Here is a 26,373-nt window from a genome sequence, read left to right as displayed (position 1 = left end):
GAGGAAATCATGAAACGCATTTTTTGTATAACACTACTGATCACTTTGATGCTGGTGCCAGTATATGCCCAGCAATCGCCATCGGAATGGGGTCCCGAAGATGAACGGGGTGCTGCAAACCGGTTGACACCTGCCAAAGTCCTGGAAGCGACCAAATTGATCAAAACCGGCAAAGTCTATCAATTGGGAAAAGTATATGAACACGGAATACCGCTATTTGGTTCCCGGCATTACAGTCTCACAATCGTAGGCAACCCAAGTGGTGGACCACTCGGAGAAAACAAACTCGTGTGGTACGATGAAATGTTCAGTGGTGAAATCGGCCAAATCGGTACACAATTCGATGGATTGGGGCATATTGGCACGCGGGTAGGAAACGAGGATGTGTATTACAACGGCTTCAAAAGCTCGAACTTCAGCAAACCCTATGGCCTGGAAAAATTGGGTGTAGAAAAGGCGGGGTCATTTTTCACGCGCGGCGTACTGATAGACATCGCGGGATACAAAGGTGTCGAGCGATTGGAAGTCGGATACGTAATCACAGTGGCCGATACCGAAGGCGCGCTCAAAAAACAGAATGTATCCGTGGGAGAAGGCGATGTAGTAATCTTCCGCACGGGACACGGCACCCTGTGGATGAAAGACAATGAAACATTCAATAAAGGCCAGCCGGGCATTGGAATGGCTGTGGGCCAGTGGCTCGTAAATAAAAAAATTGTAATGGTCGCAGGCGATACCTGGGGCCTGGAAGTCGTACCCGGCGAGGACGCCGCGCTGGCTTTTCCCGTACATCAACTGCTCATCGCCCAGCACGGGATATACATATTAGAAAACCTGGACCTGGAAGAACTGGCAAAAGATCAGGTATATGAATTTGCATTTGTATTTTCGCCACTGCGCCTGAAAGGCGGAACGGGTTCTCCGGGAAATCCAATAGCCGTAAAATAGCACTCCGATCCCCAGTCCTCCGTAAGATCGGTTGGACTGGGGTTTTTCGATAGGAGAAATCATGGCAGAAACAAAAAAATTGGAATTTCCGGAACTGGCGGCAGCATTGCGCTCGCGGAAAATCGGCGACTTCTTAAAATTCTTTGGACCAGGTGCAATCATCGCATCGGTAACCATCGGCAGTGGAGAAACCGTATGGGCATCGCGCAGCGGGGCGATCTTTGGCTATGCGATGTTCTGGGCATTCAGCCTGTTTTGCATCACAAAAGTCGTTCAGGTGTATTCCGCAGCGCGATATATGACACTAACCGGCGAGCATCCCATGGAGCGCTGGGCGCAATTACCCGGACCGAGGGGATTATTCCCAGCAGTTGTAGGTGTGGTAATGGTCGTGAGCTTTCCATTTTATCTGTCCAGCTTACCCATCATGCTCGGCACAATCTCGTCGTGGATATTATTTGACGACCCGGCGCGATATCCGCATTTAATCGCCCTGATATTTATCGCATTTTTGATAGCATTAACTCTGAAACAGAGTTATGGCTTGTTGGAAAAAGCGCAGACCTCACTCGTGGGATTGATGTTGCTGGTCATGTTAATCGCGACAATAGCGGCAAACCCCGATTGGATCGCCGCGCTAATGGGTGCAGTAGTACCCACATTCCCGGTATATCCAGAATGGGTATCGCGCAATCCGCTATTTGCAGACCGCACGCTAATCGTCGAAATGGTCGCGTACATGGGCGTAATCGGCGGTGGAGTACAGGACTATGTGGGATATGTGGGCATGCTGCGCGAAAAGGTGTGGGGAATGATTGGCAGACGCAGCAATGAGAAAGAAACAATCCTGGAAACTCAGGAAAATCTCGAACTGGGAAAAGCGTGGTTAAAAGCACCATTGGTCGATACACTCGTATCATTTGCCAGCGTATTATTATTTACAGCGGCCTTTTTGATACTGGGTGCCGCCCTATTGCATCCGCAAGAAATCGTACCATCCGGCATGGACCTCTACAATCACCAGGTCGTATTTTTAACCGCATTACACGAAAGCTCGGGCGTCAAGACATTTCTCGCGGGACTGTACAAACTCGGCGTATTCTTCGCAATTTTTGGCACCGTGTACGGCGCTTATGAATTATACGTCCGCACCGCGCATGAAAGCATACGCGCAATAACCCCCAAATGGCGCAACCTATCATTGAACGACGTGCGAAAATGGACACTGGGATACACCGCTATTGCGGGTGGCGCGCTGGTACTATACGCCTGGTGGACAGCCACCCAGGACCCGAATGGCGTAGGCTGGAACCCAATTTCAATTATGACAATCCCCCTGCACATCACCGGGGTACTTCTCGCTGGACCCTGGTGCTTTGCGATGATCTATATCGACCGCAAATACGTCCCACCCCCATTGCAAATGGGCTGGTTCCTCGTCGCACTCAATATAATCTCGGGCCTCGCCTTTACCTATTTTGGTGGCCTTGCCGTATATGAGGATATATTGGGATTAATAAAATAGTGAGATAACAATGTACACCACAAACAGCATAATCGACAAAAACGCCAAACCTTATGACGCAGACAAAACCCGGGACCTCGTCGTGCAATTTCAGCGGGATGGGTATTTGTTCTTAAAAGGCGTATTAAACGAAAAAGAAGTACTGGCATTGCGGGAAGTAATGGAGCGAAAATATCAGGACCCGAAAATGCACGAAGCCGAAGGAGACCATATTCGGGGCATCAGTATGATGCGAATGTATGAATATGACATCAACTTCCGGGACCTGATCGCGCGGGAGCCCTTCGTGAGCCTATCAGAAGCGATCCTGGGTGACGATTGCCATATGATGTCGCAAAATGCCCTGCGTTACGAACCCGGTCAGGGCGGAGGATGGCATCTGGATGACCGCATAATTTTCCCATTACCAGACAATATCCCCCGGCACAACAAAAAAATCCCGTTACCGTGTTTTGTGTTAAACGTCTTATTCCCCCTGAGCCGGGCCGACGCCATCGAATACGGCGTCACAGAAGTGGTCCCCGGCAGCCATTACGCGGGCAGGCGACCGGACAAAACAGAAGCCCCCGAGTTTGACGGCCAGGGTCCAGTATCCATGATTGCCGATCCGGGTGATCTATGCATGTTCCACAATCAAGTGTGGCACCGGGGATCGCAAAACAAATCCGATCAAGTCCGCTATGTAGGCTCCGTCGTGTACAGCCAGCGGATCATCGCACAGCGATTATATCCATTCATCGATTACCGCATGCCCGAATACGTCTGGGCAGGAACCAACGCGCGAATGCAGCGGTTATTGGGACGGCATGAGAAAGGTGCTTATGGATAATTCTGACCAGCAATTACAGGATTATTTATTCGACTTACAGGGTTATCTGCACCTGGAGAACGCGGTATCGAAAAACGATGTGCAAGAAATGAACCAATGGGTAGATGACCATTGGGAATATGTACATGGCAAAAGGCGTCGGGGTGCGGGTGATGATACGGGTGCGTGGATCGGCCATGTGGAAACGCATACCTACCGCGAAAAAGACGGATTGAACTTTCAGAACATCATCGAAGCCGGTGCGGTATTCGAGCGGTTAATCGATCATCCATCCTGGATTGACCTGGCCAAACGCTACATCAACGACGACGTAAACGGCATCTCGATCCACGAAAATTTTTTAACCGTACGCGGACCCGGCGGATTTATCTATATCCACAGTGGCGGTCATGCGCCCCGGTGCTATTTCACCTTTCGGCAACACAACACAGGCGCGTGGATGGTGGGTCAGATCAACGTGCTGATTGCATTGACAGATATAGAACCGGGAGATGGACCAACAGTCCTCGTACCCGGCAGCCATAAAAGCACAGAAATACATCCCAAATTGCTTGTCGATGACAAGGGCGTGGTGAGTTCTGGCACAGAACCCGCTGGAACTGCTGTAGGTATGAAAGAAATGTACATGAAAGCGGGCGACGCGTTATTTTTCACAGATTCGGTCGCACATGGATCAGCCGAACGTATGAACAAAGGGTATCGCCGCACCGTGGTCTATCGATATTCCCCGAGATTCATCCGCACGCGGTTTCACTACGTCCCATCGGACGGATTATTGGCGCGATTGACCCCCGAACAGAGAAAAATTATTCAACCAATACCACCGCGACTACCGCCGTAGGTCCATTTACACAAACCCTTCAATCCGATGAGAAAGGACCGCCATGGCCGCAAAAGAAAAATTGAGAATCGCCCTCGTGGGCTGCGGTGGCCGTGGGCTGGGGGTGCGACTCCCCGCAATCTTGTTGATGTCGGATGTATTCGAACTGGCGGCGATATGCGATGTAGATGGGGAAAAAGCGCGAAAAATAGGCGCTGAACACGGCGTACCCGCCTATTCTCGGTTACAGGACCTGGTCGCACATGAAAAATTGGACATCGCGGCAATAAGCACACCCGCCGACTCACACCACGCCATCGGTGCATATCTGGCTGAACACGGCGTAAACCTGATCGTAGAAACCCCCATTTCACCCACCCTGCAAACCGCAGACGTATTGATCAACGCGGTGGCACGCAACGGCGTAAAACTCGAAATAGCAGAGCAATACTGCCGGGACCCTCTTCACCTGATCAAACGACAAGCCATCGACGCCGGAGCCATTGGAGACGTACTTCGGGTTTTTGCCCTATTTCAAACCGGCGGCTATCACATCGTCAGCAGCGTGCGGATGATGGTAGGCGATGCGGCGCCCATTCGAGTAACGGGATTGGTGATGGATTCGCCAATTCCACGCGTGAATGTAAGCGAAATTCGGCAATTCACCACCGAACACTGGACAATGGACCTCGTCGAGTTTGAGAACGGCGCACTGGCGATAATGTCCTACTCCTCGATGTATCACGGTCGGGCGCTCGGGCGAAAAAGCCAGACATTATTCCAGGTGGACGGCACAACTGGAACCATTGTAGAAAATGAAATACATATAACCACACAAGCACAGCGATTGAGCGGAGGACGAGCCACCGCCTACCCCATCCACACAGAAACCCGTGAAAAAGATGGGGTACAAGTACTGGAACGAATGGTAATCGAAACCGATCCCCCACTGACGTGGGAAAATCCATGGCCCCAATACAAAACATCGCCGGGAAGACTGGCGATTGTAGAAGAAATGGACAGCATTGCCCAGGCAGTTCGGGAAAACCTGCCCACGCGCTATGACGCGCAAAGAGCGCGACGGGACATCGAAGTCCAGGTCGCAGTAGAAGAATCCGGACGCATAGGGCGAAAACCGGTCGATCTGCCATTAAAAAAACCGACAATACACGAAATAGAACACCTCGAAAAATTTAAACGGGAATATGGATGTGACCCATTTGATGTGGAAGCGTGTGTGGATGTGTTCTTTCCAAAGCGATGACCAATGGAGGCATCAGACATGGCAAAAGGACAGACGTATTCTTCGGAAGCAAAAGCATTAAAAGACAAAAAAACAGGCGCGGCGATCCGGCAAATGACGGACCATCCCGCAGTCAGTCACAACCTGTACTTTTCAAATCCATCCTGGATGCCGGATGGAAAAACCATTGTATTCACCTCATACCGCTCTGGACACCCCAACCTCTTCAAAATGGATGAGAACAGCGGAGAAATGACGCAATTGACCGACATGGAGGGATTCGGTGGATTTTCCGCCTGTCCTGCCAAAGACGGACACCGGGTATTTTACAACACAGGTGGACAGGTTCGCGCCGTGAATATCGAGACACTGGAAGAATCCATCCTGGCCGATTTTGGCGAAGGCCGCGTGGGTGGATGCAGCCTCTCGGCAGACGGAGAACGGCTGGTGACCCCCTTGCAACACAACGGGCATTCGGCAGTCGTAGCGGTGAACACAGACGGATCGGGACACCGGATCGTCCGCGAACCCCCTCGCGCTGTGGGCCATGTGCAGGTCTGCCCGACTGATTCAGACCTCATCCTGTATTCCAGCGATATCAATCAGCGAATGTGGGAAGTGCGAATTGATGGGAGCAACGAACGCCCGCTATTCAAACACGACAAAACCGTGTGGATTACCCACGAAACATTTCTGGGACACACCGACGAAGTCATCTTCGTACACTGGCCCTACGCGTTGCGGGGCATTCGGGTGGGCGAAGACAAAGATCGAAAAATCGCCGAATTCAACACCTGGCATCCATCGCCCAGCCCAGATGGATCGCGCATTGTATGCGACACCACATGTCCAGACATCGGGCTGCAACTGATCGATCCAGAAACAGGTGAACACAAAACCCTGTGTTATCCCCGTAGTTCCAATGGGGGAACGCAATGGGCCGAAACAGTGCCCGAGGACGACGACAAAGTCCAGGCCGATACCTATGGACCCCAGTGGTCTCATCCGCATCCATCGTTCAGCCCAGATGGAAAACGGGTCATCTACACATCGGATCAAACCGGTAGCAGCCAGATTTACGTCGTAGAAGTGCCCGATTAGACGGTATTTCTCTTGTTTTTTAATATAATTTAACACATGTTTTAGACTAATTAATGACTGATACTCTGTTTCGTCAACAGGCATTCCAACCTGACGGAGGTTTGAAATGGATCAGGAACTCATGAGCAACGAAGAAAATTACTGTTTTGATATAGCTGGCTATCTCCATGTGCCGGGCGTATTGAACCGCGGCGAAGTCGTGCAACTGAACCAGACCATTGACAAAACCGGTCAACTATCGGGCATGCTGGGATGGGAAGGCGAATTGAAAGAACCATTCCGGGAACTGCTCATCCATCCGCACCTCGTGTGGTATCTCAATCAAATTGTAGGAATCGGCTTCCGCCTGGACCGCGAGCCTGAAATCTTGTGCGATGAGACCAGCGATACCACAGCACCACTAACAGGCGGCAACGAACCGAGAATGCCGGGCATTGCGTATTACCACCAGAACGGTCGGCGCTATTGCGAAGGCGTGCGCGTAATCTGGGCACTGGAAGACGTAAACGAAGGAGATGGCGGCTTCGTACTGCTCCCCTGCTCGCACAAAAGCAATGTGGCATCGCCAGAAGACATAACCACGGGCGAAGACGACATGGGCCTGACATACCAGCCCGTGCTAAAGGCAGGAGATCTCCTGATAGTAGCACTATCCGCATTACAGGGAATGCGCCCGTGGCAGGGAGACGGACAGCAGCGACTGCTATCTTATGAATACGTGGGCAGAGGCGTGATCCGATCTGCCGGAACAGGCCCAATGACTGAGGAAGAGCCACATCCAGAATGGCACGACGCTTTAAGTGAGGAACAGCGCGCATCGCTTTACAAGCCCGGTTACAAATCCACGACACCTGCGCCGACCATTGTGACAGATGGAAAAACAGTAAAGATGGACGAATCGCGCGAGGTCTTTCATCCCTCAATTTACAAACTGGACCCGGACTCGGGAATTGATTACAAAGAATTTTATTTCTGGGACTTGAACGGATACCTGGTACTTCGCGGGGTAATGGACGAAGAATGGCTGGCAGCAGCCAACGAGACCATCGACAAATTTGAAGATCGCATTGTAGTCGGCGAAGAACTCGCACGGGGATCGAAAAGCCTGGCTGGCACGGGGCGACCGCTCCTCTCTGGATTGCTCGAATTGCCAGAACCGTATAGCGACCCATTCCGACGGATGATTGCCCATCCAGTAGTCGAACACCGCTTGAACTGGATGGGCACCAGCGGAGGGCGGTGCGGAGGCGCCACGGCATTTTGCTCGGTCCTGGGCGGCAGCGGACACTCGCTCCACAGCAACAACGAACCGCTCTATCCGCCGATGGGCTATGTGTTTCAAAACGGGCGCAGCTATGATCAGGCAGTAACCGTAGCCTGGCAACTTCGAGACGTAGAACCCGGTCTGGGTGGATTCGCCTGCGTACCGGGCAGCCACAAAGCGTTTTATCCCATGCCGCCGGGCATCCGCACCTGCGACGACGACATGGGGCTTGTGGTACAGCCAGTGATGAAGGCGGGCGATGTGCTCTTTTTTGGGGATGGAGCGACGACCCACGGTGCTCTCGCCTGGAAGAACCCCATCTCGAGACGGGGTATCCTGATCAAATACACATCCCGGAACTTCCACCGCAGCGGAGGCGACATGGTACACCCAGAAAGCCGGTGGGGCGGCCTGATAGCGGGCATGAGCGATGCACAACTCGCTGTAATGAGAGGTCCAGACCGCGATGTCGGCACCAACAATGTACCCCGTTTACAGGTGGAAAACGGACAGGTGGCAGTATCCTACGAGCGGGGAAGCGCGCTCTACAGCAAAGAAGCACCCACGGGACCGCTGGCAAAATAAACACAGGCGATTGAGCATGTCAAAAAAAGGCTGGCATATCGGGTGCATTGCACTCGTCCTGAATTTTGGAATATTCTGGACGAGTGCACCAATTTGGGCGGATCCTGCTGCTGTGGACTCTCTCTATCTCCTGGGTAATCAGGCACTCAAAGCAGGAGAAATAGACCGCGCGAAAATTTTGTTTGAGCAATCACTAAAAACAAATAAAAAACACGCCCCAACCCACTGTGGATTGGGACATGTGTATCTGACCCAGGATCAGCTTAGCAAAGCCAGAAAAGCCTTTCGAAACGCGGAAAAATACCGGCGAAAAATGCCCGAAGCCTACTTTGGCATGGGCCTCGTCTATGCCCGTGAGAAAGGCCAGTGGGTGCGTGCCATTGATTATTTTTGTCGTGCCCTGGCCGAAAAGCCCGACTATGTAGAAGCCCAATACCACATTGGCCTGACGCACCTGAATCTCATGAATCGCGATGCCATCAGAGCTTTCGAACAGGTGGTCGAGATGGACCCGGACCATCCAGATGCGTATTATCGCCTGGGCTTTATGTATGAATACGACCTATTAAAAAAAGACGGCGCAATAGAATATTACGAAAAACAACTGGCGGTCAATCCCGCACACAAAGACGCCATGTGGCGACTGGGACAACTCTACCGCACCTTATCTCGTACGGACCAGGCCGCGCGCACCCTATCGCGGCTCATGCAAACTCAGGGCACAAACCAGCGACAATACATGCTGGAACTCGCCGAAGTCTATCTGGAACGAAAAAATTACGAAAAAGCCGAGACCCTTTTCGAAACCTATATAGCTGGCCTGAGCACCAGAGAGCGGACGCCTTATGAAGATATTTCCCTACTCGCCTCAGAAAGGGAAACAGAGGCATTTCAGCAGGCAAAGGACAGACAAGTACTACTGCAACAATTCTGGAAACGCCGAGACCCCACACCCATTACAGACGTCAACGAGCGAAGGGTCGAACACTTCCGCCGGGTAGCTTATGCACGAGAGCATTTCGGGACAGCGGTTTTTCCGTGGGATCGACGGGGTGAAGTCTATGTGCGCTATGGCACGCCATCCCACAAAAGCGCGTCCGAGGATCGGCAACGCGAATCCCATCCCGAAGATTGGGATGTCAAACAGCGGCTATTAGACCGCGTAGATTGGGCAGCCGAAATACTGCTATCAGATTACGCCGCTGATAGCGACAGCGCCAATGTGACCCACCGCGGAGCCGGCGCAGAACAGGCACAACGCCAACTCGAAAGGCAGTTCCAGAGACTGTACAACCGATCATCCGAGCGGAATCAGAAAAGCGAACAGATCCGAAAGCGGGCCGAATCGGCGATGGCCGTGGGAGGACTGGGTGCATTTCTGGGACGCCCCATCTTCCCGATCCAGGATCGCCGGGCGTGGGAATACTGGATCTATCCGGGATTGGGAGAAGGCGTGGAAATCGCGTTTCGCCAGATGCCCGGCGCGCCCGATGGCGTTTTTGACTACGCCGTATTACCCGCGGAAATGGCGACCAAAATGCGCCACCTCTGGGAGCCTCTCATACCCGAACAAATTATAAGCCAGGCTCCCAGAGAAATCTACGTACCCGCATTTCTCGCCGAACCCCTGTATTACGCGGCCTATCCCGCCACATTTCGGGGACTGGGCGACAGCACGCGCCTAGAGATCTACTATGGATTTCCCGCCTCCGCATTGACGCGAGATGGCGGGGATGTTCGGATAAATCGGGGAGCCGTTCTCTACAATGCAAAAGGCGATCCGGTATTTAAAGCAGCACAGCGAGCAGTGCTGCGGGTAGATGGAAAAACCGGGATCATTCCCGATGTAATCGCACTGGATGTAAAACCCGGATCGTACTACCTCGCCGTACAGGCCATCGAAGAGCGATCTGGACGCACGCAGGTCTATGGCATGCCCTTGCGGGTCCCGTCTTATCGGCACGGCAAACTCTGGCTGAGCGATATCGAAATGGCGGCTTCAATTGAACAGACCACCGGAAAAGGACATTTTGTCAAACAGAATTTGGAAGTCATTCCACTGGCCACGCGGCATTATACACAGCGGCATCTAATTTATCTTTACTACGAAATTTACGGACTGAGCCAGGACGCATTCGGACAGACGGACTACCAGATATCCTACCGCTTAAAACCGCGTTCCGGACAGTCGTTTGGCGCAAAAGTACTCGGTGGCCTGGGAAAACTGGTAGGCATAGACCAGAACGAAGAACAAATTGCGATTTCTTATGATCAGACGGGCGATGCCGACAACGTAGTCAACTATCTGGCACTTGACCTATCTGGTTCCGAGCCGGGGGAATACGTCATTGAGGTCGCTGCAATGGACCGCAAAGACGGACAAAAAGTGACCAAAACCGCGAGCTTTAAATTGGAAACACCCGACGAGATCGAGTGAGGACACCATGAAAAAATGCGTTCGGTTTTTTGCAATTCGACTGATTCCCATATACATCTTTCTGATTGCAAGTGGATCAAAGGCAGAACAGCCCTTCATAACCCTGATGACCCGGCCGGACTCTCTCGTGATGGCTGCAGATGTGAGGATTGAGATGGACAGTGCGCGGCACGCGATAGACCTATTGCAAGAAGCTGTACACCTGGACCCGGAATTGGCCGAAGGCTACGCCCGCCTGGGCACGGCATATCTGGAATCTCGCGAGCGGAAAAAACAATGGAAAAAAGCCAGACAGGCATTTGAAAAGGCACTGAGCTTAAACCCAGACCTCGCAGAAGCGCACGACGGACTGGGACAGATCGCACTCTACCAGAAGGAAGATATCCGCGGAGCCAAAACACATTTCGAAAAAGCAATCGCTCTCGCCCCCAAATCAAAAAAAATACGCTACCACCTCGACCTCGTGCGACTCATGGAAGAAGACCGCTCCTTGAAAAGGGCATCCGAACGGGCACTTGAACGGGACTCAACAGATATCGCAGCCAGCAAAATCATGGCGGAACACCACAAAAAAAAGGACGAGTGGAACCGGGTAATCGACCTGTACAAACGCTGTGTATGGCAGGCTCCTGAAGACCTGGATATCGCCTATCAATTGGGCGTAATTTACGCCATGAACGAACGCTTTGCCGAACTGCGAGACCTGTTTACCTATTTGGGCAATGCAGTCGAAACGCGACGTTTTTTACCTCTGATAGCCCAGGTCTTTCTCTATGAAGGCAATGGCGAACGGGCCGTACGCATCTTTCGCAACTACATCACCCTCCTCGATGCCGCAGAAGCAGCACTTTACCGGGACATCTCCCTATTAGCCTCCATACCCGAACTGGAATCCCTTTCCAGAGTCACATCGGCTATCGAGCGCGAAGCCTTTCTGCGCCGCTTCTGGATTCGGCACGACCTATCGCGCGTATCCGGTGGATTTTTGCGCCAGGCCGAACACTACCGTCGGGTCTGGCACGCACGCACACACTTTTCAAAAGCGATATATCCCTGGGACCGACGGGGCGAAGTGTACATCCGCTACGGTGAACCCGACTATCGCTCAACATCCGACCGCCTGAATGCCGACATGCCGGCCAAAGCACAGCGCATCAAAGAGCGAATGGCCGTAGATCTCTACGGCCCGGACGCCGTGGGTGAATTTTTCACAGGACCGGTATATCCCGTTCGAAGCAACCGGGCTTTCAGCACCAAAGCACCCGATCCCCAAGACCTGGGCTTAACCTCGGACGAGATCCAACTCATATTTGTGCTGGAAGATGCCCAGGATGCCGAACGCACCGAATTGTCAGAACGGGTGCAGGCTGCAGACGCGGGTGAAGGCGACCAGGTGAACCGAATTGTGGATCAAGAGCAAACCCTCGCCGCACTGGGCGATGTGAACACGGGTGACCTGAGCTTCTCCCCGTCGCGGGTGCGCCAGGAGCGGTTTGTCGAGCAGGCGATGGGCCTGTTCATGCCCGTAACCAACCGCGAAGACGCCAGCATTGTACCCTGGGAATCCTGGGTATATACCATGGTCGCGGAGGGCCTGGAGGTCACATTTACCGACGAGTATTTTCAGGGCAATTTCGAGTTTGCCCCCGTACCCACGCATGTACCCAACGAATTAAAAGAGCGCTATGTCGCCGTGCGAGACCTCACGGATTTTCTGTACCATTCTCCAGAACTGGTACTAAACAAAATGGCCGGGCGGATACCCGACTTTCACGACTTTGCCCGGGGTGCCCAACCCCTGGATTTCTGGTACCGCACCGCCAGCTTTAAGGGAAAAAACGGCAGCACGCGCCTGGAAATCTACAGCGGCATCCCGCCGGATTCGCTACTCAAAAAGCAGGAGGGCACATGGGTCATACGCAGTGCCGCACTAACAGATCCCGAAGTGGATCAAACCTACCGGGACGAGCGAAAATTTTTCCTCGATGAAACCTTTTTACAAGCCTCCGTCGATACATCCAGAGGATGGCAAAACCTGGTATTGGACATGGCCGCCATAGAAGCACCGCCGGGAACCTATGAACTCGGCCTGCGGGTTCGGGAGGCGGAAACGCGGCGGTTTCAGATTTACAGACAACAGGTGGTTTTGGAAGACTATGCCAGAGCCGACTTGAACTTGAGCGACATCGAGTTGGCCTGGTCAATCTCAGATGAGACACCATCAGAAGGGGTTTTTGTCAAACAGGGATTAAACATAATGCCCATGTCGGTATGGGCATTCCCGGAAAAACATCCGGCCTTTCTCTATTTTGAGATCTATCACCTGAGTAAAAATGAATTTGGACAAACGCATTACCGCGTGTCCTATGACATCCGATCTAAGGACCAGAAGGGCCAGGGTGCCCGCGTCCTCGCCGGACTGGGGCGTCTGCTGGGAAAAGAGGAAGGGGAACAGGGCGTGAGCGTAACCTATGACCAGACCGGAAATACCACAGACGGTCTCTCTTATGTGGAACTAAATCTCGACGGAGCCGGAAAAGGCGACCATGAAGTGCAGGTCACCGTAGAAGATCTGGTAAGCGGCGTGCAGGTCACGAAAAAAACGACCTTTGGGATTCGGTAAGCGGGAGATGTTTGATTTATTAAATGATATTATTTAGATCAAGTTCATATTCTACGAACCGCTACCCACCAAACGCAGTGACAAAGAGTAAAAAGTCGAACATATCAACGGTCCCGTTGCGATTCATATCCGCCAGCACATTGTATTTGGCATCTCCCGAACGGGTATTAAACGCAGCAACAAAAAATAAGAAATCGGTCATGTTGACAATCTCGTTACCGTCAAAATCGCCGGGAAAAAGGGGAGTTTCCATAAAGGATATCGCCGCGTCGGACGCATCCATATCTTGAATCCCATCCCCATTTGCCCATGCTGCTGCTTGAATAATCAGAACAATATCTGAAGTTAGCGGATGTGCCACGTTCAGTGTAATCTCGCCTAAGTAGCCGTTCTCCGGAATCGTTACCGAGGCGAGAGACAGCATAGCTAAAGTCGGATTGCCCGACCTGGCGCGAGCAAAACGCATATTTTTTTCAGTCCATCCAATTCCGTTGATATCGCCGATATAACTGTCAAACGCTTTGCCCGGCAAAGCCAGTTCAACGACGTAACCGTGACTCTTGTGCCCTGCAGCATCAGGCGCGAAAATCTGAAATTTGATGGTATCACCCGGTTGTTTCTCTGTCACCTCCTGTAAGTTATTGTTATACGCGGGAATTTCAATCAGCGTATCGAGATAAAGCCGTGGGGGGTCAGCCGAGGCAGAGGTTACAAATACCAACAACGCAAATACGACAAGCACCCTTGACATACCCAAATCTCCTGAACCGGTAGTGGGTGCTCTGATTCCCTTATATTTATTATACTAAATAATCGCAAGCAGATACAAACATTTTATTATAAGTGCATATATCTATACTATTCTGCCAAATGGCAGAATTTTTTGTATCGAAACCGCTTGACATCTGAGTACAGGCGTTTTAAATTTTGGTAAGCTAATACTTACTATTACCTCAATTATTATTAACATTTATTTTTAAGTCTTACTTTTATTAGCTATGGAAATATTTGTCTTTTCACAGCAATTAACCCCACTCGCATTGAGTGGGCGTCACAAGGAGGGTTGCGTATGAAACGAGTGATAATTTCCGCAATTTGTTTGATGTTCTTCGCGCTTCCGGGCAATAGCTATGGCGATGCCCATGGGCAGGACACAGGCGTGGTGGGGAAAGTCGGCCTGGGCTTGAGCGGAAACTTCAACTTTCCCGTATTCGGCATGAAGGATCGTTTCCGCGCGCAGGAAGCATTCGGGCTGTATTTCACCTATGCGCGGGATGCGCGCAATACCTTAGAGGTGGAATTTCACCGCACGCGCTTTGATCCTGGCAAAATCGAAGACGCCACCTTTTACTGGCCCGAAGACAAGCCGGAAGAGTGGCAGAAAATCACAAGTCCGCTGGCGCGCAATTACATGACAGTCAATGCCTTTACGATCAACGGCCTGTATCATCTGAAAGCGCGAACAGGTGGTTCGGATGGCGTGACCGGAGGTCCCTTCATCGCCTATGGCGGTGGGTTTTACCACTACAAAAATTCGGTATCTGGCCTGATCTTTGCGGGACAACCGAACCTGGGCGGGGGGATCGATACGACATTGGAACTGGCGCCGTTTGACGACACGGATGTGGCGTGGGGACTCAACGTGGGTTTGGGTATAGAGGTATTGGCAAGTGATCGCGCAGCAGTGGATGCGCGGGCGCGATGGAACTTGCTGATCGGGGAATTGCGCCAGATGGAATCTTATGGCGTCGCGCGGACCTTTCCGCTGCACTATTTCGAGATCGGACTTTCGGTCAAGTACTACGTGATGTAATAACTCTTTATATAAGGAGGCATAGAGATGATAAGAAAGTTAGCATTTTTGTCCGTTTTGCTGGTTTGTGTCCTGGGTGTGCAGGACTGGGCACAGGCGGCAACAACGGGTAAGATAGCTGGCAGGGTAATGGATATCAAAGGCGATCCATTGCCCGGTGCCAACGTCGTAATCACGGGAACAAACCGGGGTGCGACTGCAGATGCAGAAGGATATTATATCATCTTGCTGGTTCTGCCGGGAACGCACAGCATGGAAGCCTCGTTGGTGGGGTATCAGAAGGTGGTGCAGCAAGATGTAAAAGTGGTGGTGGGCTATACCTCCACAGTGGATTTCAGGCTCACCGAGACAGCACTGGAAGCCGCAGAACTGATCGTGACGGCAGAGCGTCCACCCGTAGAGCCGGACAAGACCGCGAGCAAATACTATGTAACGGCTGACGAGATTGACTTGCAGCCCGTGGTCAAAGATGCTCGGGCGTGGGCGGGCTTGCAGCCGGGCGTACAGAAAGACGGACGGTCGGTGCGGCAGGGCAACTTTCAAATGGACGAAGGCGAACGCCGTGCGGGCTGGTACACGACAACGCCAAAGCCCATTTCACTCACCTATACTGTTGACGGTGTGCGAATGGTGAATAATGACCGCCGCGCGGCAAATATGTTCACGGGTGTGAACCGCGCATCTATCCAGGAAATCTCTGTAGTAACAGGTGTGCCAGAAGCCGAATACGGCAATATGGACGCCGGAATCATCAATATCGTGACGCGAGAGGGTAGCCGAGATTATCACGGGTTTTTCGAGTATCGATATACAGTTGCCGGAAAGCGGCATTACGGCTTCAATGCCTATGACCCGATCATTCACCTGAACCAGGGTACGGGTAGAAGCCGCATCCGCCTGGACGATCCGGCCTGGTTGCAGGAAAAAGAAGATATTGGTGCCGATGGATTGCCCGGCACAGCGGATGATTCGGGACGCCTGGTGCATATCCAGCCGGACGATTACACAGATGTATCGGGACATCGCGTTGAAGGGTCTATTTCAGGTCCCATAGGGGACAAGACCTCGTTCCACGTGAGCGCGCAGACAGATCGCCAACCCGTGCAACGTCCCGACCCCGCACTTCGGAGCCTGCCCAATTATCAGGTAACGGGCAAATTGACATTTGGCGTAAGGCCCAATATCAACCTGAAGTTGGGTGGTGTGTATGGAACGAACCAGAATTTCCGCAACACGCGGGAGTCGGCATTATCAGCCGGTCGAGACCTGTATTTGCCCGCAGGCATAGATGGTGCGGGCAAAGAGATCGAGTGGAACTCGATGTTGTATGCATATTTAACGCATTCCCTGTCTTCGCGCACCCTGTACGAGTTGCGTATCTCGCGTTCAGACAGCGAGCAAGACACATCGGGGATGCCTATAGAAACGTTCAATGTAGTTCGGGACCACGACAAGTGGTTTACGGCAACACCTCGTGAGGTTCGGGACTACCGATTGAATCGTCAAACGCGCCACAATTTGAAATTTGATTTCTCCAGTCAGGTTACAAAGGGAAATTTCTTTAAGGCAGGAGCCGAAGCAACCTGGTTCCGGACCTACCAGTGGGAATCACAGAGCCGTGGAACATCGGGCAGTTATCGGGTCTGGACGATGTACGACTACTATGAATCGGCTCAGAACCGGTTGGGTGCAGATGGTCAGATGGACTTTGTGCCCGCCACGACTGTGAACGGCGTTAAACTCCCCGATTTAAGAGGGGCTGGCAATCTCGACGACCCGGCCTGGAACGCCTTCCGGGATTATCCGAGAGGGGCATTCCAGCTTGGAGCTTATGCACAGGACAAGATGGAGTTTGAGGGCATGGTCGTAAACGTGGGCGTGCGCCTGGATGCGTATGATCACGGCGGTCAGACGCGTCCCGAACCCGTGTGGTCAGTACTGCCCCAAAACCGCTGGTTTGCCGATGCAGATGCGTCGTTGGCGCGACAGGGTCAAACGCCCTATCCCAACAATCCGCAGTCATTCCCGACTTATGATGGTCTAAATATGTTCAAACTGTCGCCGCGCTTTGGGGTATCTCACCCGATTACCGCGCGGTCTGCGATTCACTTCTCCTATGGCCGGTTCTTCGTCCTCCCGATTTTCTATGCGATGTACGGACAGACCTGGCAGGCAGCTTCGGGCCGAAGCATAGCCGAAGACCTGAACGCAGACAACAGATACAGTTCTTATGAGTATTACGGCGGCCTGGAAATGGGCTCGACCAAGCGCGGATCGACCAATTCGCGTCCGGGCAGTACGGTGAACTACGAAGTGGGTGTCGATTGGAACTTTGTTTCGGACTACACGGCCAATGCGACGATGTTCTACCGCCGCACAGAAGACTATCTCCAGCAGAACAACACGTTTTTGCACGATCCTGTAGAAAAGCAGATCAAGCGCGCGCACTGGTATCAGAACGCGTATAGTGGTGAAACGCGCGGTCTGGAATTAGCCGTGAGCAAGCGATTCACCAATTTCTTCTCATTCCGCGCGACGTGGAGTTGGTACTGGGAGCAGAACAACTTCTACGGCGGTCGGGAGTGGGTGGGGCGCTGGTTCGTGGATTCGGACTTCCTGGCCAAAGATGCGTATCGCTTTAAGTTTGCAATCGACGAGACCACGGGTGAGCGCATCTGGCAACCCCTGTCGAGTGCCGAGGTCAATGCCATTGGCATGTTTGCCGACCAGTTGGTGCAGCAGGAAATCGACGCCAACCGGGAATTGTGGATCACCGAAAAATTCGCCAATCAGGTGCCGGATGCACAGGTTGGATTCCCCTGGACTGACGAGCGGAATATTGCGGCTCGTATACACACAATAGGAGGTGTGCGCGGTCCTGCCAACATGCGCGATGCCACGGGCGATGGAAGCATCACATTTTTGTTTGCCACGCCCGAAGGCTATGGTCCAGAGGTGGGCGGGAGCAAGGTGCTGAGCGATTTGAATGTGAACCTGGTGCTGCGAATCGAACCGGGCACATTCTTCCGCTACAGCCAGCCCACGCCATCTCCCTCGACGGCCAACAAGCTGATCAGGAACCAGCTGCTGTTCACCAACCCAACGGCATTCCGTACGGACCTGGGCATTCAGAAGGGATTCCGGATTGGAAAATTGCGTCCGACCGTATTCTTTGAGGCGACCAATTTGTTCAATGCCAAAAAGCCGCGTCCGATCCGCAGGTGGAATTTCTTCCACGATATACCCAAATACGGTCTGGCAGAGAACCAGCCCACACCAGTGGTGGTGCGGGACAACAACCAGATCTGGGATCAGTGGAACAGCTACACGAATCGCACCCGCGAGATCTATTTCGGCGTGCGCACGAGCATGTAAACCGGTGGATCGGGGAATCAGAACAGGTTCCTCGATCCTGGCGCCTCTATAAGGAGTGAATTTATGTTTAGACAAATGATTGGTAAGGCGCTCGCTGGCATTTTTCTGACTGGGCTATTTGTGACAGGGGTTCAGGCAGTGGATGAGCCAGTGCCAATGAAGCAGATCGACCGGTCAAAGCTGTCGGAATCATTTCGCAACACAGGACAGCAGGGCGGGACATTTGCCCTGGGTTCGGAAGGATATGTGGCGCGAGAAAACGGTTCAATGACATATCCGTATATTTATACGGGGTCTTCGACATCGGGCAGTTTTGGCGGTCGAGACCAGGACTACGACAATTCAAAAGGTCAGGGGGTATGGATACTCGCGCGAGATGCGAGCGGAAATACCTTTGTCACATCCTCCGGACCGGTATCCAACACAGGGGATGTGGAGCAGGTCGTGCCAGACCTGACGCCGGGATCGGGCAATTTGCGCTTGCGGAACGGACAAGACCCACCGATCGTGGCAGCCCGACTGGGGTATGATACCCAGGATGCCAACGTGTGGTTCAATTCGGACCGCGGCGGGATCACCGAGCAATCCAAGCCGATTTCCGACGAGCCAGTGGAAGTGGATAATTACCGCGAGAACGGATCCTATACGCTACCCCAGTTCGATCACTTTCCAGAAGAGACCGTAATTACGAGATGGCGCAGCAACACAAATATCGAACCGAGCGGGACGGGGATGACGATTACGCGGACCGCGTATGGCTGGAGCCATCCGGATTACGACGATTTCTTCTTTGTAGAACTGGTCGTAGAGAATACCTCAGGCAGATCCTATGAAGAAGTGTATATGGGGTATTTGAACTATTTCAGCGTGAACAAACCCGGGCACTCCTATCGCAAGTGGAACGGCTACTGGTTTTCCGAGCCGGGGCGTCGGCTGGAAGACGACCGGTATCAGTTTACCGAGGCCGCCAATTACGGTGGGAAGTATCAGGGCAAGAAAGTATCGTATCAGTACGATGGCGATGCGCCCACCAGTTCAAATAACGACATGGGCGAACCCCGATTCGGCGCAGAGGCCATTGGCGTAATCGGGTATCGGGCAGAGCAAGAATTGTACTCGCCGCAATACATAGGCTGGGGACCTGTAGATGTGACACCGCCCTTTATCAACGACCCGGACGTCTATGTGCCGATTACGGGCACGGCGATGGGGGGCGAGGATATTCCCAACAGTCAGCCTGCGTACGCACATTGGTGGAAACGCCGAAGCCGCACGAACATCGAGTTTGAACCCCATGAGACAATTGATACGGTTGAAGAGTTGTGGAAGAAGTTCATCACGCCGGGCAAGCCCTATGACGACAACCCGATTGAGGGTGGTCCAAATCCCGGTGAGCGAGAGTTGCAGGAGCAACTGCACTCGCAGATGTTCGGTCCCTGGAAGTTGGTACCGGGCGACAAGGCAAAAATCGTAGTGGTTTTTGCCGCGGGTATGGCCGCCGAAAATGCGGGTCCGGGCGGTGAGCCGATGGACTTCCGCCTGTGGGCAATGACGCCAGGCGCGCAGGCACAGGTGCCAGGCGGTGAGGATATTTTGTTCAACCACATCGACCGCGCGCGCCAATTGTACGCAATGGGATTTGACCTGCCCAATCAACCGCCAGATGTGGAATCACTTGCGCGCGCCGAAACCGACCGTCCTGTTTTGCTTCGCAGCAATGCAAATGGCAACGTAGAACTGTCTTGGAGTGACGGTGCCGACGATGCGGTGCATCCGGATTATACGGGCGGCGAGGCGCAGGATGTGGCCGGTTACAAAATTTACGGGAACACGGCGCTGATCCAGACGGATCCCGTGCAGCATGCCGGCGCGCCTTCAGGCCCGTGGAATCTGATCGCCACAATTCAGGCAAAAGACCCGAGGTATTACGATGCATCGACCGGGCTTTATACTTTTGCCGATGAGAACTCTGTTACGGGATTCGGGTATCGGTACAATATCGTGACCTATGCCAATGGGCACGCGAACTGGGAGAATCTGAACGCGCAGAAAAATGCGATTTCAGGCGCGCAGATGCCCGTCCCGACAACACTTGCAGATCTGCCCCCCGTGGTTCAGAACCACATCCGCACGGGAACCGAGTCGAGCCATATTGTAACGGCCGCACGGCACAACACAGTCGGTGGTCAGTTTACACCTGTCGTGGCTGCCTCAGATGGATTCGACGCCCTGGATGAAAAAGTGCTCGTAGTGCCAAATCCGTGGAAAGACGACGGAATGCATTCCTTTGGGGCGCAGGGCGACAACAACAAGCGCATGCGGTTTACCAACCTGCCGCGCTTGGCCCGCATTTCGATCTTCACGGCTGCCGGAGATCTGGTTATGGAAATAGTACACGATGGAACGCGCGGGGCGCAGCACACGGCAGAAGTGAGCTGGACTCAACGGGCGCGTTCTGGCACGTCGTATGCGTCTCCGGGGATTTATTTTTTCGCCGTAGAATCACTGGTGCCCGGACAAGAGGGCAAGGTTCAAACAGGCAGTTTTCTGATAATCCAGTAAGACCGACGGGAGGGGCGGGCGCTTTGTTCCGCCCCTCTACAAACAAAGGAGAGTAGATGTGAAACGATTAACTATTTATACGATGCTCCTGGCCGTCGGGCTTTTGGGGTCAGACGCCTGGGCGCAAAATTATCAGTTGCCGTCCGGCGTGCGCGCGGGTCAGCATCGGACAAAAGAGTTCCACGGAACCGGGCGGGCTTCGTTCCACGCATTGAAGGTGGGGCAAAGCGCGCGGGCAGCAGCAATGGGCGATGCGTTTACAGCCGCAGCCGACGACATCAATGCGATGTTCTGGAACACGGCGGCATTGACCCATATCGAGCGATTTGAATATGCCCTGGGATATACCCGCTGGATGGTAGATTCGAAATTCTTCAACGGTGCGGTCGCCTGGCGATACGGCCAGCAGACCTTTGGGCTGTCGGTCATTCAGTTTGACGGGGGCACTTCCCGAGAGACCACGCCTCTGGATCCGCAAGGGCGTTTCACGAGGGATATATCGGCTGGCGATATTTTCATAAACTTCGGTTATGCGTACAAGATGACGGACAAATTGTCGCTGGGTGCGTCTATAAAGTGGATTCAAGAGACCCTGGATCAGGATAAGATCAACAGTGCCTCATTCGACTTTTCCAGTGTTTTTTACACCGGATTTGGCAGTTCGCGCCTGGCCATGACGCTTCGCAACTTCGGCAAAGACCAGGAACTCGTGATTCCCGGTTCTCTGCCGCAGGGCACTTCGATTGCCCAGCCCTTGATCTACACCATTGCCCTGGCAATGGAGCCGTACGGACGCAAGGGAGACCCCACGTATCTGACCGTGGCAGCAGAACTCGTACACCACATTGACGACCGCGAACGCTGGCATGTAGGCGGCGAATTGTGGGTAGCCAACACGCTGGCACTGCGGGCCGGTTACCGGGGGCGTTACGACCTGGGTACCTTGACACTGGGCGGCGGCGTCCAAAAGGATCTGGGTGTGGGACGGAGGATCGGCGTCGATTTTGCATATATAAATTTCGGCCACTTATTTGATCCGCCCCTGCGCGTATCCATAACCGGATCGTTCTAACGGACGCTCCAAAACAAAAAAACGACCGGTGGGTTTTCTACTCATCGGTCGTTTTTTTCTAAGTTGTGTATCTGCGCCAGACCTCTGGCCGCATCCTCAATACCGGGCCAAATCCGCAGTGCCCGCTTGAAAGCGCGCTGGGCCAATTCCGTATTCCCCCGCCTCACATAAGCCCATCCGAGAAACGCATGCACATAGGGATCAGTCGCCCAAACCGCTTTACTCGCCTGTTCGTACTCGGCAAAAATGGCCTCATAGCGCTCGTAGTCCTGATCCTTGAGATGGTATGCACCCAGATTTTCAATAGCTGGCACGAGGGCAAACCGCACAAGCCGAACCGGATCGTCTAACATTAGAACCAACGCGGGCACAACCCGCGCCTGACCGATCAAACCCAGACCCTCTACCGCCTTTGCCCGCACAAGCGGGTGCGGATCTTTTAAAGCATTGAGGAGCGTGGGAACAGCCTGTGAGGACCGTGTACGCCCCAAAAGCAGAGCCGCAGAAGCTCGCCGCGTGGGATTATTGGACAGATCGACCAACTCGTCTTTCAGAGGAAACACAGCCATCGGATTGCCCTGTCGTCCCAGAGCAACAGCCGCCGTTTGCAAAAGATAATCATCCTGTTTCCCCCACCAGGCCTCTGTTTTTTCTACAGCCCATTCGGGTGTGCGGTCTCCGTGGCATTCACCGCAGGCATTTGGAATGCCAAAACGCACCGTATTCGCCGGAACCGGGGATGCAATGCGGTGGTCAAACACGCGCACCCGGCGCACTTCTGGAATCGGGGGCATGTGGCAATCTACACAGGCGATGTGCTGCTCGTGGCGACTGTGTTCACGTGGCTCTATATCCCGGTGACACTGCATACATATACCGTCGAAATCTGCCCGTGTCTTCTTTTTCCCCTCCGGACCATGGGACGGGTGACAGGTCAAACACGTCACCCCGCCCTCTGTATAACAGGGACTGAGCGTGAGCGCCGTATAATTATACGCGAGATGCCGGTAGCGACCATTGGGCCACATACCTTCAAAATCCAGAACAACAGGTTCGTAAAAATCGTAAAAATTGTCGCCGGGTCGATAGCCCAGCTTCAAAATGCGCTTCGTCGCGTGGCACTGCGCACAAAGCTCTACGGATTGTTCTGCGGAGAGCATTCTCAAATTCACCAGCGAAGTATCCTGCATACCGGCAGCATCGGCATCTGTCAGCGCTCTCTCCCAAAACGCGACATGCCCCTGCCCGGAACCGTGACAGGTCTCGCAATTGATGCTCAAATCTACCCAGCGGGAATCATAAGTACCCGCATCGGGATCGTAATTGACCGCAATCTGACTCGCGTGACAGTCAAAACACTGCGCGCTCCAATTGCGCCCAAAATGCATCCAGAACGACGTATCGCGGGGATCTAAAGGCCGTTCGGACGGCGAGGCAATAATACCTTCAACGGGATTGTACCAGGCATTTCTGCGAACATCGAAATAAACCGGAAGAATCTGCAAATGGCCTCCGGAAAGCTCGGTGATGTACCACTGCGTATCCCGATCGCCAATCGTGTAGAGCACCTCGTGGATACCTTGCGCCCCATCGGCCCCTGGCGTAGTAATGTAATAGCGACCATTTTGAAGACTCATCGTTGAGGTAACACCGCCAAAAGTATAGGTATTATTTTTTGTGAAATCGCCCTTAACAGTCTGCGGAGTCGCTTCTTGCATAGACGTCGCATGGGTCGTGCGCTGCCATTTTTGATACGCTTCCAGGTGGCAACTCACACAGCGATGTACACCAACGAACTCCGTCGATACATCGGGTTGAGATGGCTTGCACGCCAGACAGACGCCGATCAGAAGAACCCCTATGATTTTTTTCATCGGCATATTCCCGTCACAAAAAACAGATGGGAGAAACCCTTGATTTTATCCCCTAAACAAAATATCATCTCATATGGCAGACGTCACGCAAAAACTGAAGATATACCTGATAATACTAATCCTGATAATCGGATGCGATTCCGCGAAAATGCATCAAGTGGGCGAAGCCGTACCCGCCAATCGCGCGACCCGGATCAAAGAAATCCTGGAACGTCCAGCCGCATTTTTGGAACAGCGAGTCGTGCTATCGGGTCGCGTGGGACAGGTATGCCAGCACATGGGATGCTGGTTTGTACTACAAGACGGCACGCAACATATACTGATTGACCTGGAACAGGGGCGGACCATAACCGTCCCCCGCAATATCTCTGGCGACTCCCTGCGCGTCGTAGGCGTCGTAAAACGCATCACAGGCGATCTGCGCCTGATGGGAAAAGGCGTAGAAATCCATAGCAAAAGGGCAAAAATTTGGTCATTTTTCAATTTATAAGCGTCACCCTGAAAGAACTGCGGCGACACCGCACGCGAAGTGCCCTGACCATAAGCGGCGTGGCCCTATCCGTATGCGTCCTGGTCAGCCTCCTGGGCCTGGGAACCGGATACCGCACATCCCTCATCCACAGCATCGACCGCCTGGGTTATCACGTACTGGTCACCTCAAAAGGATGCCCCTACGAAGCCGCGACCCTGTTGATGCAAGGTGGGGTAATACCGATGTACATGGACGAAGCCATCCACCGGGAAATTCTTCGAGACGCCGATGTGGCGACCACGACGCGGTTATTCCTCGGATCGCTTCCCGTACACCGGGAAGGATTTTCCCTGATAACGGGAATAGAAAACAGCTTTTTGGAAATGAAACCCTGGCTCACCTTCCAGCGTGGCGAGTGGTTCAACGAAGGCGCGACCGACGAGGTAATACTGGGCTACAGCGTAGCGGCGTATTATCGGAAAAACATCGGGGACGACTTTCCGCTCAAAGGAATGGGACAAACATTTCGCGTGCGCGGGGTTTTTGACCGCAGCGGAACGCAGGACGACGGCACCATCTTCGTCCCACTTGGAGTAGCGCAGCGCCTCTTCGACAAAAAGGAGAAACTCACAGGCATCGGCGTAAAATTAAAAGACCTGTCCAGAATAGACGTATTTTCGGAACGCGTATTCGAAATACCCTCGGTACAGGTTATCACCATGGCGCAGGTCCAGCGAACCCTTCTCGACCTCCTGGGCACCGCGCGGTTTTTCATCGGAACAGTCGCCATCGTAGCCGTGGCAATTGCAGTACTCGGCGTAATGAATACCATGCTAATCGCGGTCTTTGAACGAACGCGAGAAATCGGTGTAATGCGAGCAATTGGCGCATCCCGTGGCGACGTATTTGCATTGATCTGTGCAGAGGCATTGACAATCTGCACCATAGGCGGAATCGCAGGTGGCGGAATCGCGGTCCTGGGCAGCCGCCTGGCATCTGAAGCCGTGCGCGCGATCCTCCCATTTGCCCCCCCAGGCGTACTGGTGCAAATTGATGGCGTACTACTAATCGGCGGGATTGCAATGGCAGTCGGCATGGGTATACTGGCCGGAGTCATACCGGGGTGGCGGGCTTCCCGCCTGCATCCCATTGCGTGGATGCGCTGAAATGTCGGCTATTCTCGCACAGGGCCTCACCCGCATATACCGCCGTTCAGTCGAAGAAATCGCGGCATTATTCGGTGTAGATCTGATCGTAGAACCCGGCGAATTTGTAGCCATCACAGGCGCGTCGGGCGCGGGAAAAACAACCCTATTAAACCTTCTGGGATGTCTGGACCGCCCTACATCGGGCCTCTTGAAATTGCTGGATCGAGACGTGAGCACTTTGCGCGGCAAAGACCTGGAAACCATACGTCGGCAACACGTGGGATTCGTATTTCAAGACTATTGCCTGGTCCCCACATTGACCGTCGAAGAAAATGTGGCACTCCCCCTCCTCTTTTCCCGCGCCCTACATCAACGCGACCGGGTAAAAGACTTGCTCGCACGCGTGGATTTGCAGCACCGATCAGATCACCTGCCCCACGAACTATCGGGGGGCGAACAGCAACGGGTAGCCATTTCACGCGCACTCGTAAACAACCCCGAAATCTTGCTCGCAGATGAACCAACTGGCAACCTGGATTCAAAACGGGGGAATGAGATTGTGGCATTGTTGCGGGATATGAACCGCACCGAGAGATTGACAATCGTGCTATCCACGCACAACCTGGATCTGGCAAATCGAGCAGACCGCCAGATAAAACTCGTAGATGGACGGGTAGTCTGA

18 protein-coding genes are annotated in these 26,373 nt (G+C 53.2%); 16 read left to right on the top strand and 2 right to left on the bottom strand.

Features of this window, described 5'->3' with window-relative positions; all coding sequences use genetic code 11:
• The first annotated feature begins 9 nt into the window (after nucleotides 1-9).
• From OXH16_05170 to OXH16_05130, 9 genes are all read left to right on the top strand, one after another.
• A complete protein-coding gene (locus tag OXH16_05170) occupies nucleotides 10-948 on the top strand; it encodes a cyclase family protein (protein ID MCY3680765.1) in 939 nt (312 codons plus the stop codon).
• Nucleotides 949-1,009: 61 nt separating this feature from the next.
• Entirely contained in the window at nucleotides 1,010-2,473 is a 1,464-nt protein-coding gene (locus tag OXH16_05165) for an Nramp family divalent metal transporter (protein ID MCY3680764.1), read from the top strand.
• Between the two features lie 10 nt (nucleotides 2,474-2,483).
• Entirely contained in the window at nucleotides 2,484-3,302 is an 819-nt protein-coding gene (locus tag OXH16_05160) for a phytanoyl-CoA dioxygenase family protein (GenBank protein MCY3680763.1), read from the top strand.
• Nucleotides 3,295-4,143, top strand: a complete 849-nt coding sequence (locus tag OXH16_05155; protein MCY3680762.1) for a phytanoyl-CoA dioxygenase family protein — start codon at nucleotides 3,295-3,297, stop codon at nucleotides 4,141-4,143. The genes OXH16_05160 and OXH16_05155 overlap by 8 nt, the downstream gene beginning before the upstream one ends.
• Nucleotides 4,144-4,186: 43 nt before the next feature.
• Complete coding sequence (locus tag OXH16_05150; GenBank protein MCY3680761.1) at nucleotides 4,187-5,386, top strand: Gfo/Idh/MocA family oxidoreductase; 1,200 nt, start codon at nucleotides 4,187-4,189, stop codon at nucleotides 5,384-5,386.
• Between the two features lie 18 nt (nucleotides 5,387-5,404).
• Nucleotides 5,405-6,466: an oligogalacturonate lyase family protein gene (locus tag OXH16_05145; protein MCY3680760.1), complete on the top strand. Its 1,062-nt coding sequence runs from the start codon at nucleotides 5,405-5,407 to the stop codon at nucleotides 6,464-6,466.
• A 106-nt stretch (nucleotides 6,467-6,572) separates the two neighbouring features.
• A complete protein-coding gene (locus OXH16_05140) occupies nucleotides 6,573-8,315 on the top strand; it encodes a phytanoyl-CoA dioxygenase family protein (protein MCY3680759.1) in 1,743 nt (580 codons plus the stop codon).
• 16 nt (nucleotides 8,316-8,331) lie between these two features.
• Complete coding sequence (locus tag OXH16_05135) at nucleotides 8,332-10,752, top strand: tetratricopeptide repeat protein (protein MCY3680758.1); 2,421 nt, start codon at nucleotides 8,332-8,334, stop codon at nucleotides 10,750-10,752.
• 7 nt (nucleotides 10,753-10,759) lie between these two features.
• Nucleotides 10,760-13,375: a GWxTD domain-containing protein gene (locus OXH16_05130; GenBank protein ID MCY3680757.1), complete on the top strand. Its 2,616-nt coding sequence runs from the start codon at nucleotides 10,760-10,762 to the stop codon at nucleotides 13,373-13,375.
• A 61-nt stretch (nucleotides 13,376-13,436) separates the two neighbouring features.
• Here OXH16_05130 and OXH16_05125 read toward each other — a convergent pair whose 3' ends face one another.
• A complete protein-coding gene (locus OXH16_05125; protein ID MCY3680756.1) occupies nucleotides 13,437-14,126 on the bottom strand; it encodes a dockerin type I domain-containing protein in 690 nt (229 codons plus the stop codon).
• 318 nt (nucleotides 14,127-14,444) lie between these two features.
• Here OXH16_05125 and OXH16_05120 point away from each other — a divergent pair, with 318 nt between their 5' ends.
• The 4 genes from OXH16_05120 to OXH16_05105 all read left to right on the top strand — a co-directional run bounded on the left by OXH16_05120 (nucleotide 14,445) and on the right by OXH16_05105 (nucleotide 22,197).
• Complete coding sequence (locus OXH16_05120) at nucleotides 14,445-15,188, top strand: hypothetical protein (GenBank protein MCY3680755.1); 744 nt, start codon at nucleotides 14,445-14,447, stop codon at nucleotides 15,186-15,188.
• 27 nt (nucleotides 15,189-15,215) lie between these two features.
• Nucleotides 15,216-18,563, top strand: coding sequence for a TonB-dependent receptor (locus OXH16_05115; GenBank protein MCY3680754.1), 3,348 nt, complete (start codon nucleotides 15,216-15,218; stop codon nucleotides 18,561-18,563).
• Between the two features lie 63 nt (nucleotides 18,564-18,626).
• The gene (locus OXH16_05110; GenBank protein ID MCY3680753.1) at nucleotides 18,627-21,125 is read left to right on the top strand and encodes a hypothetical protein; all 2,499 of its coding nucleotides are present in this window, start codon (nucleotides 18,627-18,629) and stop codon (nucleotides 21,123-21,125) included.
• 58 nt (nucleotides 21,126-21,183) lie between these two features.
• Nucleotides 21,184-22,197, top strand: a complete 1,014-nt coding sequence (locus tag OXH16_05105; GenBank protein ID MCY3680752.1) for a PorV/PorQ family protein — start codon at nucleotides 21,184-21,186, stop codon at nucleotides 22,195-22,197.
• A 41-nt stretch (nucleotides 22,198-22,238) separates the two neighbouring features.
• Here OXH16_05105 and OXH16_05100 read toward each other — a convergent pair whose 3' ends face one another.
• On the bottom strand, nucleotides 22,239-24,071 hold the full coding sequence (locus OXH16_05100; protein MCY3680751.1) for an ammonia-forming cytochrome c nitrite reductase subunit c552: 1,833 nt from the start codon (nucleotides 24,069-24,071) through the stop codon (nucleotides 22,239-22,241).
• Between the two features lie 148 nt (nucleotides 24,072-24,219).
• Here OXH16_05100 and OXH16_05095 point away from each other — a divergent pair, with 148 nt between their 5' ends.
• From OXH16_05095 to OXH16_05085, 3 genes are read left to right on the top strand one after another with little or no spacing between them, the layout of a single operon-like run.
• Nucleotides 24,220-24,561: a hypothetical protein gene (locus tag OXH16_05095; GenBank protein MCY3680750.1), complete on the top strand. Its 342-nt coding sequence runs from the start codon at nucleotides 24,220-24,222 to the stop codon at nucleotides 24,559-24,561.
• On the top strand, nucleotides 24,540-25,709 hold the full coding sequence (locus OXH16_05090) for an ABC transporter permease (protein MCY3680749.1): 1,170 nt from the start codon (nucleotides 24,540-24,542) through the stop codon (nucleotides 25,707-25,709). Before OXH16_05095 ends, OXH16_05090 begins: the two co-directional genes overlap by 22 nt.
• Before the next feature lies 1 nt (nucleotide 25,710).
• Nucleotides 25,711-26,373, top strand: coding sequence for an ABC transporter ATP-binding protein (locus OXH16_05085; protein MCY3680748.1), 663 nt, complete (start codon nucleotides 25,711-25,713; stop codon nucleotides 26,371-26,373).

This window comes from Gemmatimonadota bacterium (assembly GCA_026705765.1).
Classification (GTDB): Bacteria; Latescibacterota; UBA2968; order UBA2968; family UBA2968; genus VXRD01.
Note: the sequence above shows the minus strand (reverse complement) of the source record. Positions and strands in the feature narration are given on the sequence as shown.